This is a genomic window from Marinomonas colpomeniae (assembly GCF_014803385.1).
Taxonomy (GTDB): domain Bacteria; phylum Pseudomonadota; class Gammaproteobacteria; order Pseudomonadales; family Marinomonadaceae; genus Marinomonas; species Marinomonas colpomeniae.
Window position 1 is genome coordinate 310871 of the sequence record NZ_JACYFC010000004.1, and the last position, 14484, is coordinate 325354.

Genomic DNA, 14484 nt, shown 5'->3' on the forward strand with positions numbered 1-14484 from the left:
GATTATTGAGCTGCTTATTCGCGATAGACAACACTACGCATTCTATCTTGAATTAGTGTAGCAAGTTTGTCTGGTTGGAACTTGGATAGAAAATCATCACAACCAACTTTCTGAACCATGGCCTTGTTAAAGCTGCCACTTAGAGAGGTATGCAGAACAATGTGCAAGTCTTTAAGTCTGGAATCTTCTCGAATTTCTTTTGTAAGACGATAACCATCCATTTCCGGCATTTCAGCATCTGTAATCACCATAAGAAGCTTTTCAGGAACGTTTTCACCTTCAGCAGCCCACTTCTTGAGTCTTTCTAGACCTTTTTTACCGTTAGTTTCTTCATGAACCTCTATGCCCAGAAAGTCTAATGTGGAACGACACTGAGCACGGGCAACCGAAGAGTCATCGATAATCAATACTTCTAAACCCTTAGCAAGAGATAATAGATCTTTATCTATTACATCATCACTAATGTTGCCATCATAAGGTGAAATTTCAGCCAACACTTTTTCCACATCAATAATTTCAACAATACGATCATTCACTCTAGTAATTGCCGTTAAATAGTGCTGACGGCCTGCGCCATTTGGCGGTGGTAAAATTTCATTCCAGTTCATATTAATAATACGATCGACATCAGCAACCATAAAACCTTGAACGGTATTGTTATATTCAGTAACGATCAAGTTAGAAGGTTTAGTTCTGTCTATCGGCTTCATTCCGACAGATTCAGACAAATCAATAACAGGAATCGTTCGACCTCTAAAGTGTGTAACACCAGCAACTGATGGGTGTCTATGAGGCATTAAATTCAATCTTGGAAGTTGCACTACCTCTTGAACTTTAAAAACGTTGATTGCAAACATTTGCATCCCACCAAGGCGGAACATAAGAAGCTCTAAACGATTCTCACCTACCAATTTAGTTCTTTGGTCTACGGCTTCTAACATGCTTGCCATATAGCTACTCCAAACATTTTCTAATTAATGTATTAATCTATTATAACCATGATATTGCATTCAGCTAAGTGTTACAGTATTTTTTTGTGACCAGTCTTCTTCTAAGGATGTTGAATGAAGAACAATGACATACTGTTTTGCCGTGAAACAGTTGTAAATAGCCTCTCTCAAACAATGGCTTATCATATACTGCACTCAAAAAATGCAGTAATAGATATTGAAAATTCTTTTTTAAGTTCTATTTTTTTTGATGTGGACATTAATGAGATAACACATCAAAAAACTTTTTTCATTGAAATGAGTATAGAAGAACTAAGCAATTTGCCCCTTCACCAAAATGCTTGCATGATCATTTTTTTAAATACTCAAGCATTATCTGAGCAAAATCACCTTGATATGTTAAATGACTTACGTCTTCAAGGTTTTCAGTTAGGTATAATAAATCCAGACCCTAAAGTGCTCTCAGATGATTTTTTAAGCATATTTTCTTATGTTCTTTTTAGTTTAGATAGCCTGCCTATTAATACTATTATTGAGCACTGCTCCGATTCATTATTAGTACATAAGAACTTGTGGATCAATAAAATAGAAACATCAGACCAATTTACTTTAATGAAAGACGGCATACCCAATGCTTATTTTAGTGGCGATTTCATAAAGAAAACAACACTAATAAAAGGAAAAAAAGTCTTAAATTATAAAACAATTCTTTTTGACTTACTCACAGAACTTAATAACAGCGACACATCCATTCAAGTATTAGCTGCCTGTATAGAACGGGACCCTGCACTTACTTATCGTATTATAAAATTAACGCATACGAGCATTTATCATAGCCAATTCAACGTTTCGACCGCTCAGAGAGCGGTCGAAATAATAGGTATAAGAGATTTAATAAAATGGGCTAGCCTAGTAATGCTAGCGAGCATTTCAGGCAAACCTGCCAGCTTGGTTTCAATGGCAATTTCTCGAGCTTTTTTCTGTCAAAATATTTCTGAGGTTTTATTTCCAAAATCGAATGGAGCTTTTTTAGTAGGCCTTTTCTCTTTCTTACCGAGCTTTTTTGATGAAGACTTACCTACTTTATTGAAAGAACTCCCTCTTGATGAAAATATCAAAGCAGCACTGCTAGAATACAGTGGTAATCTAGGAGGTGTTTTAAAAATAGTTGAAGCGTATGAAGCTGGAAGGTGGGAGAAAATCCCCTTCAAACAACTAGAATACAAAGGCATATCCAAGCAAACACTTAAAGGGCTATATGTGGAAAGTTTTAGACATGCTCGTGAAGTGAGTTCTTTATGATAGACATAGGTGTAAATATAAATCACCCTTTTCTTCTTGATGATCTTGATACAACCTTATTAGATATGCGAGGCGCTGGTGTTAACGGGATGATTTGCATTGCTTCGGATCTAGAAGAAAGTAAGCTTATTTTGCCGTTAAGCCAAAAATACCCGAATATATGGAATACTCTAGGCTGTCACCCTCATCAAGCAAAAACATGGAGCACAGAGAGTAAGCGTTTATGTTCTTTGCTTATCCAAGCATCAAGACCAATCGCTATTGGAGAAACTGGATTAGACTTCAATCGAAACTATTCCACGCCAGATGAACAGTATTACGCTTTTAATGAGCAAATAGAATTGGCGTTAGAGTACGAACTCCCTTTGTACTTACATGAAAGAGACGCTCATGATGAAATGCTTGAAAGATTAAAGGTTCATCCAGAATTAGCTAAAAGATCTGTAATCCATTGCTTTACAGGAAATCAAAAAGAATTGGAAAACTACCTAGAACTAGGCCTCTATATTGGTATTACTGGCTGGGTATGTGATGAACGTCGTGGTGCAGACTTGCAAGCATCCGTTCCTTACATTCCATTAAATAGGCTTTTGTTGGAAACTGATGCACCCTATTTACTACCTAGAAACATTCGCCCTCGTCCTAAAAAAAATCACCCTAAGTATTTACCTTGGGTAGCGTTGGAAGTCGCTCGACTGAAAGGCATAGCCTCTGAAACATTAAACCAACAAACTAATAAAAACATTGAGTCCTTATTTGGTATTAAAGTAACAGATTGAGAGGTTTTTCGGGCTAAAGCCCAAGCATGATTTTAATTCGCTTCAAAGCAGAGAAATCTGTTGAGACAGAAGACTGTCCATATCGGTATGAAAGAGCGGGAGAATACTCTCAGCAATCGGTTCGATTTGCTTCTCGATATAATGCTCATAATCAAGGTTAATAAGATCTGAATTATTTTCATAGGGAATCACACCTGATATTTGATAAAGGTAATAGACACGCTTTCGACCTTTATCAAATTCAGGAGGCTGACCAAGCTCTGCTCGTTTCTGATCCACTAATGCAGCCGCTCTTACATGAGGTGGCTTATTCTTAGTATAAGACGCTAAAGGACGGCTAAGTTGCTTACTGTAGACTAAGAGTTCATCATAATCTCCAGACCTAAGCTTTAAAATTGTTTCTTGTATATAAGTAACTGGGTTCTCATCGTTGAATATTTTTTCGAACAATGTTCGTTGGAATTGTCTAGCGAGCGGTGTCCAGTCGCTTCTAGCCGCTTCTAACCCTTTAAAAATCAGCTCACCTTTGGATCGCCCAGCATAACGCTTTTTACTGCCTTCTTCTTGTCCACGAATGGTCGGCATGAAGAAACGATCGTACACTCGCTCAAACTCTAATTCTAAATGAGACTCTAACTGAGCGTAGTCACTACACCACTCTTGTAAGCATTGATTTATTTCACAGCACAATTTTTCACCCAATACTTGAGGGTCTGCTAATGGGTCATTCATGGTCACAAATAAAGAATCTGTATCACCATAAATCACTCTCCCTCCTCGTTCTTCAATCCAACCTTTTGCTCTTGCTAATAGCTCATGGCCTCGCATCGTGATAGAACTAGCAAGCTCTGCGTGATAGAAACGACATACATTAGAGCCCAATACACCATAAAAAGAATTCATAATAATTTTAATCGCATAACTCAAAATATCATTGTTTTCTTTTTTTGCTTTTTCTCTAGCATGAGCAAGCTCAGCGATAAGCTCAGGTAATATAGCATTCTGTCTATCGAAGTGTGCCCCAAGAAAACCAGGTACTATTGAGCTTGTTTGAGCGCCTTCACCTGATGGTTTATGTGCCGCTGTGACGCGTGCTAAAGGATCAATGAAAAAAGTTCGAATAATACTTGGGTATAGGCTTTTAAAATCAAACACCAATACGTTTTGATATAAACCTGGAATCGATGACATTACAAAGCCACCTGGGCTTGCAACAAAATCGTCCTCGCTCCACGCAGGAGCAACCCACCCTGCTTTATGTAATCGTGGTAAATAAAGATTCTCAAAAGATGCAACAGAGCCACCAGGCTGCTCAAAAGGAATACCCGTTAAGTCAACTCGTGTTTGTTGAAGTTCAATAAGTTTGAGTTTCTCGAAAATACGTAAAACTAAATCACAGTCTTGTAAGTTATAGGCTACAAACGCATTCAAATCTTCTCTGTGTAGCCTTTCAATTTCTTGCCAACGCTCTACGCCGTGTAATAACTTTCCGTCATCTAGAATTTCTTTACTGACATTGTTTAAACTGAAAGATTCAAAGTGATAGCCACCCACTCTAAGCAAGGTTATTCCATCCAGAGCAACTCGCCCCGGAATACTCGCAAAGTATCGACCTTGATTGTCTGATGAGCGGATATTCCAGCTCTCTCCATTGATACCAAAAGCAGGGCGAACTCCCAATGCATGACAACGTTGATCAATAAACTGTAAATCAAAGCCAATAAGATTCCAGCCTATAAATATATCGGGTGAATGCATTTTTACATAACGTATGAAAGCTAAAAGAAGGCTCTTCTCATCTGAAAAACACTGAATAATATCCGCTTCAACCGGAGAATCAGTAACTACAAAAGCCACACGTTGATCTTTAGCCATAATCCCAATAGACAATAAAGTGTTGTGTGTTACAGACGTTTCTATATCAAGCGACCAAACATTCCAGTCTGGTTGATAGTCCCCTGCAATGATTCGAGCTTGACTGTAAGTTTGGTTTGACGAATCAGGAATACCTATAAACCTTACTGCGCCCCTAATATTTCTTTCCATTAAATAACGGTTGTGGGGTTTAATATCTTCTTCAAAAACAGAGAATCCATTTTTTTTAACAAAACTGATCATTTGCTTATGAAGAGTAAGGCTTTGGCTTTGTATTAAGGTAACGGGGTTATTATCAAAAGAACAAAACTGAGATACTGAGCATTCAACGCCAACCATTTCATTAGGAAGTTCGCTAATCGGTGCATCAGTAAAAAAAACACTAAGCTGCTTATCAGGAAGAACCTTAACGGTACCTTCCTTTGTTTTAATGAAAAGGCTCATTTCTATATGTCCGGCCATTTCACGAGTATGACGGGTCAAAAGATAACCTTGTTTTTCTACAAACATTTAAACAGCCTAGCGTACATTACCTTATATAAGGTAATAGTGATTAAAGTCCACGCAATAAAAGCATAGGAGGCACTTTTAACACAGTCCTGCTGGCAAATATACCGATAGCGGATATAACACAAACACCTATAAGAGGCCCTAATAACCAAAGTAATGGATGAAAACTCGCTTCAGAGTTGAAAACAAACACCTGTAATCCATACAGGCAGGTTTCTGCGCCAATGGCAGCGATCAACCCTGAGAACAGACCTAGTGCCCCAAACTCAATTAATAGAGCCTGTCTAACCAAAGCACTTCTCGCCCCCAGTACTCGTAACAATGCCCCTTCTTCTAAACGCTCCTCTAATGTTGATCGTACGCTCGCTAACAAAACTAAAGCCCCAGCACTTAATATACAAAACAAAACCAATTGAATAGCTTGAGAAAGCTGGCCTATGATAGTTTGTATTTGTTTTAAAACGTCGCCAACATTCAAAATGGATACTGTTGGAAACTGTGACATGGTTTTGTAGAAAGGCTGTGCATCTGCTTCGCTAATAAATAAACTACTAACAAAATTGGCAGGGTAATTTTGCAGAGCACTTTTTGGCAATATCAGATAAAAATTAGGCTGCATAGTCCCCCAATCAACCGTCCGAATAGACGTTATTGGCAAGGTCACAATATTGCCACCTATGTTAATGGTTAATTCATCACCAAGAGAAAGGTTCGCTTCCTTTGCAACATCTTGTTCTACAGAAAGACCTTCTGCATTGAAATCTCCTGATACAAGCTCATTGCCCTGACCTAATGTATCGGACCATGTGAGGTTGAGCTCACGCTCATACAATTCAGGTTCACCCCTTTCTTCTGGGTAAAGCTCTTGAACAGATGTTTCATTGACTGCCGTCACCCGACCTCTAACCATTGGATACCAATCAGAACGTTCAATATTTAAATTATCTGTTTCGTTATTTATTTGATCAATTTGAGTGGATTGAACGTTAAATAAATAGTGGTTTGGGGCGTTTTCTGGAAGCTGCTGTTGCCAGTCAGCAATTAAGCTGGATTTAACCCCAACCAAAATAAGACCTAGCATGATAATTAATGTGAACACTAAAAGTTGAAACAAATTCGGAACCAGTCTTCGGTATAAAGACGCAAGGCCAATTTGCCAACCACTAGTTGCACCTGATGTTAGAGATCGTCCCAATTTAAAAATAGACCAACCAATCACAGCCACCAGTAGACTAATTCCTAGAATAGCAACTGTCATAATGCTAGGTAGTAAGAAGCCATTGGTGTAAAGGCACATTAATCCGTACATACCAACAAAACCTATCAAATAAACGAATAAGGTATTTTGTTCAATTCTAGCATTTGGTTGCAAAACAGATAATGGCGAAATCTTAATGAGGCGTAACATAAGAGGAATACAAAATACCAACATAGAAACTAACCCAGTCGAGGCACCTAACCATAAACGACTAATAGATGGCTCTGGCAGCTCGGTCGACATAAGTCCAGCTAGCAAAGAGGCAATAATTTCCTGCATCCCCCAACCAATAGCTAAACCAATTAATGCACCAGCAACAAAAAGTACAGAAAGTTGCTGAACAAATACTTTGGTTAGTAATTTCGGTGTGGCTCCAAGCGTTTTCAGAATAGCGACTTGCATTAAGTGTCGTTTCACAAATCTCGCAGAAGCAAGCGCCATAGCAACACCAGACATTACTACAGCAAGTGTACCAGCCAGTAATAAAAAGGACTCAGCTCGGCCAATAGTATCTCCTATTCTTTCACCTTGTTGAGTCGGTGTTCGCCAGCGCTGGCCTTCTTTTAATTGTGGCGTAACCCACTCTTCATACTGAGCAAGCTCATCTCGTGCACCTGCTAACAATAAAGAATAGCGAACACGACTACCAGGAATGATCACATTGGTGGATGCAAGGTCGGCTAAATTAATAACAGCACGGGGTGAAATAGCAAAAGCAGAAGTGCTCGAACCAGGATCCCTAACTAAATATTTAGCAACGCTAAACTCGGCATCACCGACTTCAACAATATCACCAATTTTTATATTCAACAGACTAGCAAGACGTGAAGACACCCAGACTTCACCCGTTTTAGGTGACTCATTAAAAGCAAAACCTGTACCAAATAATGTATCGTCAACTAGGAAATTGCCTTTCAAAGGATAGTTATCAGTGACTGCGCTCACCTGAGATAACTGAAGCGCGTCATTAGCAAACATCATAGTAGAGAAAGAAGTTCGTTCTGCTAGTTGTAGACCTAGATCTTGTGCCTTCACCCTCCAATCATTGGAAATACCTTCATCTGAACGAATCAACCTGTCTGCAGCTAAGAGGTTCGCAGACTCTTGTTCAAAAGACAGTTGTAACCGGTCAATAAACAAACCAATAGAGGTGACTGTGCTGACCGAAATAATAAGCGCCATTAACAGGGTTACAAGATCCCCACTTCGGATGTCCCTAAGCATTAAACGAAATGTAAAGCTCATAGTTTGTTTTCCGTTAAGTGTCCTGCCGACATAATCAATTGACGATCACACATTTTGGCAAGGTCATTATCATGCGTCACCATTACTAATGTCGTGCCTTGAGATCGGTTAAGATCAAACAACAACTTAATAATAAGGTTACCGTTCTCTTCATCAAGATTCCCTGTAGGCTCGTCAGCAAATAAAATTTTAGGTTGCGAAGCAAAGGCGCGAGCAATCGCAACGCGTTGTTGCTCACCACCAGACAATTGATTTGGGTAATGGGTCAAGCGATGAGATAAACCAACTTTATCTAAGAGTTCTTTTGCTTTCTTACGTGCATCTTTATCGCCTTTTAATTCTGCTGGCAGCATGACATTTTCGATAGCCTGAAGACTCGGTAACAAATGAAACGATTGGAAAACAAAACCGACATATTGACCACGCATCAACGCTCTTGTTTCTTCATTCTGACTGGAAAATGGTTGATCATATAAAAAAATATCACCCGATGTATTAACATCTAATCCAGCGAGCAAACCTAACAGTGTTGACTTGCCTGAGCCCGACGAACCAACAATGGCCACTGACTCACTCTCCTGAATTTCCATATTTATTCCTTTCAATATGGTTAAATTCCCTGTATTTGAAGTCACTGTGTGGGTTAAATTAGTTACTTTAATCGCAGTACTGTTCGCCATAGTGATTTACTCTAAAAGGTTTTATATGTTTTTAAAAAGACAACTCGTAGTTCTAAGTACAATAATGCTTTTGTTAATTAGCTCTCTCGCTTCGGCTTCCACATTATTAATAATGGGAGATAGCCTTAGTGCAGCCTATAACTTACGACAACAGGATGGCTGGGTTAGTTTACTTGAAAAGCAACTTTCACAATCAAATCCAGAAATAAAAATTGTAAACGCCAGTGTTAGTGGAGAGACTAGCCAAGGCGGTTTATCTCGTTTTCAACCTCTTTTAGAAACTCACAAACCAACCTGGGTTATATTAGAGTTAGGTCCTAACGATGCTTTACGTGGTTATCCATTGAATCAGACCACAATAAATTTAGAAACAATGGTTGAGCAAGCCGAACAGGCAAACTCTACGGTTTTATTAATTGGTAATCAGATTCCTCAAAATTATGGAAAACGCTACACGCAAATGTTTTTCAACTTGTACAAAGACATTGCTAATAAATACAAGATTGCCTATTTGCCTTTTATGCTTCAAGACGTCGCTTTACATAAAGATTTAATGCTAGATGATGGACTACACCCAAATAAGCAGGGTCAAAAAATCGTATTAAATAATATCTTGCCATATTTAGAACCATTATTATTAGAAAATAATAAGGACAATAACGATAAGGACAAAACATGAAAGCCGTTTTTTTAGATCGTGGATCTTTTCCTGAATACATAAAAATTCAGTTACCTTCTCAAGTGACAGAAGTTGTTGAGTATGAAAATACTCAACAAGATGAAGTTATTGATCGAATAAAAGGTGCCTCAATAGTACTAACCAACAAAGTCATTATTAATTCAGAAGCCATTGAAAGTAGTTCTTCATTAAATCTTATTCAGGTTATGGCAACAGGAACGAACAATGTCGATAGCGCTGCCTGTATAAAAAACAATATCGCCGTGCAAAATGTCGCTGGGTATTCAACAGTAAGCGTTCCAGAGCACACTTTTTCGATGTTATTAGCGCTTAGAAGAAATTTAGTCTCTTATTTAGACGATGTTAAATCTGGAAAATGGTCCTTATCTGATTTTTTTTGTTTCTTAGAACACCCTATTCAAGACCTTAACGGAACAACAATGGTTATTATTGGTGGGGGGTCACTTGGTCAAAAGGTTGCCGTTATAGCGCAAGCTTTTGGAATGAAGGTGATTTTTGCAGAACGCAAAGGCGTTAATGAGATTAGAAGTGGGCATATAGATTTTGAAGAGGCACTAAAAATCGCAGACGTCGTTAGCTTACATTGTCCACTAACGGAAGAAACGAGAAGCCTAATAGGCGATGCTGAGTTATCTCTTATGAAGCAAAGCGCTCTATTGCTTAACATGAGCCGTGGCGGCATCGTTGACGAGCACGCGTTGTTAAATGCGTTTACAAAAGGAATTATAGCAGGTGCTGCATTTGATGTTGCTACACAAGAGCCTATGCCGCTAGATAGCCCACTGCAAAAACTAACTCAATATCCTAACTTTCTATTAACACCTCATATCGCTTGGGCGAGTAATGAGGCAATGCAAACATTAGTCGATATTGCCATACAAAAAATAACCTCTTTTATAGAGACTCATTAATGACTTTGGATATTTTATATCAAGATGAATATCTGGTTGCCGTTAATAAACCGGCTGGACTGCTGGTCCATCGAACGCATTTGGCAAAAGATGAAGAAGATGCTGTTGTGCAAAGGTTACGAGATCAGACAGGGAAATGGGTATTTCCTGTTCACCGTCTAGATAGAGGAACATCTGGTGTTCTTGTTATGGCTTTCAGTCCCGATATTGCAAGGCGGCTTTCAGCACAGTTCTCAGAATCCCTAACGAATAAAACCTATCATTGTTTGGTTAGAGGCTTTTGCGAACCTAAAGGTGTTATTAACTACCCTTTAGCAAAGCTCAATGAACAAAAAGGTCGTTCACGATTTAAAATAGAAGGCACGGAAAAAGAAGCTGAAACACAATTTATACGATTAGCTCACTATCAGTTACCTATACCTGTGAGCCGTTACAACAGCATGCGCTTAAGTTGGGTGAAAGTATCACCGAAGCAAGGCCGAAAGCATCAAATCAGGCGTCACTTCAAACACCAACTAAATCCTCTTGTGGGTGATTCTTGCTATGGCTGTAGGCACATAAATAAAGTAGTTAAAGGTATTTGGCCAGAAGATTTTAGACTAATGCTTCACGCCTCTAGTTTAGAATTCATACATCCTATTACCGAATACTCTGTAATTTTAAAAGCACCACTAAGTGATCAGATAACGAATATCCTTAATCGACTTAGCCCTTATGAGGAGGGTCTAGATGAAAGCTTGAGTGGCCAATAGCAGACCACCGAAAAACAAAGCTATCATGCATTGCCGATTCAAAATTAATATTGTTTTTGGGAATTTCGCTAATTTGGAAGCCACAAGAAATAAGCACCTTTATTGATGCGTTATTATGCCCCGCCACCTGAGCGTAGATTTCTTCGACACCATAACTTGACCACAATAACAATAAACGCTTAAGAACATACCTAGCAATACCTCGATTATTGCACTCTTTAGCTATTCTGTATGACACTTCTAACGCTTGTGACTTCCCACTTAACGGCTGGACATTAAAACGCCCTATTAGCATTCCATCAGGTGAAAAAACCAGATAAAATAAACCTTTTAGATTATTACTAAGATGCTGCTTTAAATGATCCTTTGTCTCTAGGCTTAGCTCTTCTTCTGTTAAAAATTGGCCAAACCAATCTCTATTACAAAATTCAAACTGTAAAATGTCATCCAAATCTAATTCTGTAGCTTGTCGAATAATAATTGTTTTTTTCATACTCTGATTCGCATAAAAGTCTGGTGACATCGTTAGCTTAGTGTAGTTATTGAATAAATGCTGAATAATGCTTTTTTTACCTGAATCACTTTGGTCTAAATGGTAATATGTATTGCATTCAAAGGGTCTTATAGGTGTAATCCATGAAGAATCGAAATCTAGTATATTCAACAGATCAAGGCCGGCTTTGCTCTGATTGCGAACAACCTATCTCTGACTGTAAATGCAAAAGTGATCAAACGATTGGAGATGGTAACGTTCTTATTGCTTTAGAAACGAAAGGCCGTAAAGGTAAAGGCGTAACAACGATCAAAGGCCTCCCTCTCACCGAAGAGGCTCTCAAACAGCTAGGCAAAAAATTAAAAGCACAATGTGGAACTGGCGGCTCGGTTAAAGACGGACAAATTGAGATTCAAGGCGATAACCGTGAAAAAGTGAAGTCCTTACTTGAAGTAGCAGGTTATAAGAGCAAACTTTTTGGTCGTTAATTCGCTATTTTTACTTATTAGATCTAGAATGTTATTTTATGTAAGTGCAAAATTTAATCAGTATCATAGGCATGCAGTGATATTAAACGGTATAGATCACTGTAATAACGGAGCATCTCAGTGATGATTAATAACAACAGAGGATTCGATGTTCCAGCATAACAAAAAGCAAGCCAGCCAATTAATGCGCTCTGCTATCCCCTTAATGGCTAAATTAGATATTCCACCTACGCCATACAACTATGGTATTTGGTATGAATATTCTTCTAACAGAAGTCCAGAGCTGAATCAGGTAGTCGATCGCGCCCTGCGCCGATTCGGCAGTTTGCCTGCGTTTGTTTCCCAAGAGCTTTTTAGTGAGTTTCTCTTATCTGAAGAATTTCAATATGCCCATCGTCAAGGGCCAGTACTTAAGCAGATAACAGAAGATCTAGAAACGGAGACCCATTCTGTTTCTGATGAACTAAACCAGTTTCAAAGCACCGTTGGTAAAGCAAAGCAAATACTTCAAAAAAGCAATGATCCTAAACAACTAGGACAAATTGCCTCTTTATTAGAGCAAACGGCCTTTAAAACGAATCAAATAGTTGAGCAATTTAGCCAAACACTCATCACTGCTCAAGAAGAGTTAGCAGCAATAAGAGCGGAACTTCTTGATGCTAAGAAAAGTACAGAAACGGATCCTTTAACATTACTAGCGAATGAAAAGGGTTTTGAGCGCACCTTGTTTTCTCTAGTCCCTTACTCAGAAGACGACTTAACACTACTTCTCATTGATATCGATGATCTTGGCGTAATAAATCAAGAATATGGCAAAAAGGTAGGCACATCTCTTATCCGATACCTCTCAAAACTCTTATTAGGGGCGTTACCAAAAGGCGGTTCGATAGCTCGTTTAACGGGAGGTCGATTTGCTATGCTACTTAGTGAAACAGAGTTAAGCGTAGCCTCTCAATTTGCAGAAAAGTTGAGACATGACGTGTCTATACAGAAAATACGTTATAAAAACTCGAAACTTCTACTTAGACAAGTAACTGTATCCATTGGCGTATCGACACTTTTTGGTGATGAAAGCCCTAATGAACTTATTGAAAAAGCACAACATCATTTAGTTTACGCAAAACGCTCTGGTAAGAACTGTGTCATTCATAACGAATAAGAAATATGTCATTTTATAAGGCAGTAGCATGCAAAATAATTTAGAGCAGTCGAATCGAGTTTTTTTTGAAGTGCGAGATTATGAGTGTGATATGCAAGGCATAGTGAACAACGCTGTTTATCAAAACTACCTAGAGCATGCTCGACATCAGTTCATTAAATCTAAAGGGTTAGATTTTGCTGAAATAACCAAACAAGGCATAAACCTTGTTCTGATCAAAGCGGAATTAGAATACAAACGCTCGCTAAAAAGCAGCGATACCTTCTATATACAGACCACGGTTGAGCGGACGTCAAAACTAAAATTCGCCTTTCATCAAACTGTCCATCGTATCGCTGACGATCAACTTATGCTCAAAGCAACAATGACAGTGACATCAACAACACCAGAAGGTCGCCCTATCGTATTTGAGCAAGTACATTTATTATTAGACTAAATCTTCGATCATTGATTATTAATAGTCTTTATTAAATTCCAGACATAAAAAAACCGTTTCATTTCTGAAACGGTTTTTTTATCGCCAGAGTAAAGCTTTCTGACTAAATAATGGCGGTGAGCAAGAGATTCGAACTCTTGATGCCTTTCGACATACACGCTTTCCAGGCGTGCTCCTTCGGCCGCTCGGACAGCTCACCAAAACAATTCACGCTATGCGTAATTTGTGCCGCACATAATAGTGATGAAGGAATAAAATTGCAACATTTTTAACTAAATTAGCCTTTAAAATTAATCTCTTACCCACTCTAAGTGCTCTTCTAGTTTGGTATCTAAAATCGGCTTAGCGGCAGTTATTGGCGTTCCTACATAAATGAGTCCAATTATCTGATCATTTTCTTCAAGAGATAGTAGCTCTTTTGTTTTTTGAGTAAAGCATGCAGGACCACTGCGCCACATTCCCCCATAACCAAGAGCATTAAGACCTAACAAAACTTGCTGAGCAGCTGCTGAGGCAGCCATAACTTGCTCTATAGAAGGAACTTTAGGGTTCTCTTGAATACGTGCGTACACTAGTAGTATGGCTGGTGCACGATAGGCTTTTTTGATAAATCCTTCTTCTTTGCTTTTAGGCATGCTATCCACTTCATTTAGTGCATGATGCCAGTAGACTTGACCTAGCTTAGCTCTACCCTCGCCTTCATATATACGAAACCTCCAGGGCTTCAAATTACCATGATCAGCAGCTCGACTAGCTGCATCTAGAACTAACTCCCAATCGCTTTGGCTAGGCGCTGGCGCCTCAAGAGAAGGTTGAGATACACGATTACGCATAAATTCTATAAATTCTTTACTCATAAAAGACAGTATTCCGTTAGTATTAGAAGAAAGCAGTAAGCAAACCTTTTTAACTACTGCATCTAAACAATAATGAATATCATACCTAT

At 38.7% G+C, this 14484-nt stretch carries 14 protein-coding genes and 1 tRNA gene; 8 read left to right on the top strand and 7 right to left on the bottom strand.

The features are described 5' to 3' along the window. Positions 1–14 precede the first annotated feature (14 nt). Entirely contained in the window at positions 15–950 is a 936-nt protein-coding gene (locus tag IF202_RS13500) for a chemotaxis protein CheV (RefSeq protein ID WP_191595435.1), read from the bottom strand. A gap of 114 nt (positions 951–1064) precedes the next feature. On the opposite strand from IF202_RS13500, the gene IF202_RS13505 reads away from it, so the two are divergent. Together IF202_RS13505 and IF202_RS13510 are read left to right on the top strand one after the other, a co-directional pair. Further along, the gene (locus tag IF202_RS13505; protein WP_191595436.1) at positions 1065–2252 is read left to right on the top strand and encodes an EAL and HDOD domain-containing protein; all 1188 of its coding nucleotides are present in this window, start codon (positions 1065–1067) and stop codon (positions 2250–2252) included. Next, positions 2249–3031: a TatD family hydrolase gene (locus tag IF202_RS13510; RefSeq protein ID WP_191595437.1), complete on the top strand. Its 783-nt coding sequence runs from the start codon at positions 2249–2251 to the stop codon at positions 3029–3031. Before IF202_RS13505 ends, IF202_RS13510 begins: the two co-directional genes overlap by 4 nt. A 42-nt stretch (positions 3032–3073) precedes the next feature. On the opposite strand, the gene IF202_RS13515 is transcribed toward IF202_RS13510, so the two are convergent. From IF202_RS13515 to IF202_RS13525, 3 genes are read right to left on the bottom strand one after another with little or no spacing between them, the layout of a single operon-like run. Beyond that, positions 3074–5416, bottom strand: a complete 2343-nt coding sequence (locus tag IF202_RS13515) for a DNA polymerase II (RefSeq protein ID WP_191595438.1) — start codon at positions 5414–5416, stop codon at positions 3074–3076. A 43-nt stretch (positions 5417–5459) separates the two neighbouring features. Further along, positions 5460–7919, bottom strand: a complete 2460-nt coding sequence (locus IF202_RS13520) for an ABC transporter permease (RefSeq protein WP_191595439.1) — start codon at positions 7917–7919, stop codon at positions 5460–5462. Beyond that, positions 7916–8599, bottom strand: a complete 684-nt coding sequence (locus IF202_RS13525) for an ABC transporter ATP-binding protein (protein WP_191595440.1) — start codon at positions 8597–8599, stop codon at positions 7916–7918. The genes IF202_RS13520 and IF202_RS13525 overlap by 4 nt, the downstream gene beginning before the upstream one ends. 25 nt (positions 8600–8624) lie before the next feature. Here IF202_RS13525 and IF202_RS13530 point away from each other — a divergent pair, with 25 nt between their 5' ends. Genes IF202_RS13530 through IF202_RS13540 form a run of 3 tightly spaced genes read left to right on the top strand, consistent with a single transcriptional unit; the run spans position 8625 to position 10962 of the window. Then, positions 8625–9278, top strand: a complete 654-nt coding sequence (locus IF202_RS13530; RefSeq protein WP_191595441.1) for an arylesterase — start codon at positions 8625–8627, stop codon at positions 9276–9278. Continuing rightward, positions 9275–10210, top strand: coding sequence for a D-2-hydroxyacid dehydrogenase (locus IF202_RS13535; protein ID WP_191595442.1), 936 nt, complete (start codon positions 9275–9277; stop codon positions 10208–10210). The genes IF202_RS13530 and IF202_RS13535 overlap by 4 nt, the downstream gene beginning before the upstream one ends. Next, on the top strand, positions 10210–10962 hold the full coding sequence (locus IF202_RS13540; protein WP_191595443.1) for a pseudouridine synthase: 753 nt from the start codon (positions 10210–10212) through the stop codon (positions 10960–10962). Before IF202_RS13535 ends, IF202_RS13540 begins: the two co-directional genes overlap by 1 nt. On the opposite strand, the gene IF202_RS13545 is transcribed toward IF202_RS13540, so the two are convergent. After that, a complete protein-coding gene (locus IF202_RS13545) occupies positions 10916–11455 on the bottom strand; it encodes a GNAT family N-acetyltransferase (protein WP_191595444.1) in 540 nt (179 codons plus the stop codon). The two genes, IF202_RS13540 and IF202_RS13545, sit on opposite strands and share 47 nt — an antisense overlap. A 143-nt stretch (positions 11456–11598) precedes the next feature. On the opposite strand from IF202_RS13545, the gene yciH reads away from it, so the two are divergent. The 3 genes from yciH to IF202_RS13560 all read left to right on the top strand — a co-directional run bounded on the left by yciH (position 11599) and on the right by IF202_RS13560 (position 13538). Next, on the top strand, positions 11599–11943 hold the full coding sequence (gene yciH / locus IF202_RS13550) for a stress response translation initiation inhibitor YciH (protein WP_191595445.1): 345 nt from the start codon (positions 11599–11601) through the stop codon (positions 11941–11943). Positions 11944–12091: 148 nt separating this feature from the next. Further along, on the top strand, positions 12092–13102 hold the full coding sequence (locus IF202_RS13555; protein WP_206705489.1) for a GGDEF domain-containing protein: 1011 nt from the start codon (positions 12092–12094) through the stop codon (positions 13100–13102). A gap of 28 nt (positions 13103–13130) precedes the next feature. Continuing rightward, the gene (locus tag IF202_RS13560; protein WP_191595446.1) at positions 13131–13538 is read left to right on the top strand and encodes an acyl-CoA thioesterase; all 408 of its coding nucleotides are present in this window, start codon (positions 13131–13133) and stop codon (positions 13536–13538) included. 111 nt (positions 13539–13649) lie between these two features. Here the strand turns inward: IF202_RS13560 and IF202_RS13565 are convergent. Together IF202_RS13565 and IF202_RS13570 are read right to left on the bottom strand one after the other, a co-directional pair. Further along, a tRNA-Ser gene (locus IF202_RS13565) sits at positions 13650–13737 on the bottom strand. A 91-nt stretch (positions 13738–13828) separates the two neighbouring features. Beyond that, the gene (locus tag IF202_RS13570; RefSeq protein ID WP_191595447.1) at positions 13829–14395 is read right to left on the bottom strand and encodes a nitroreductase family protein; all 567 of its coding nucleotides are present in this window, start codon (positions 14393–14395) and stop codon (positions 13829–13831) included. Positions 14396–14484: the final 89 nt, after the last annotated feature.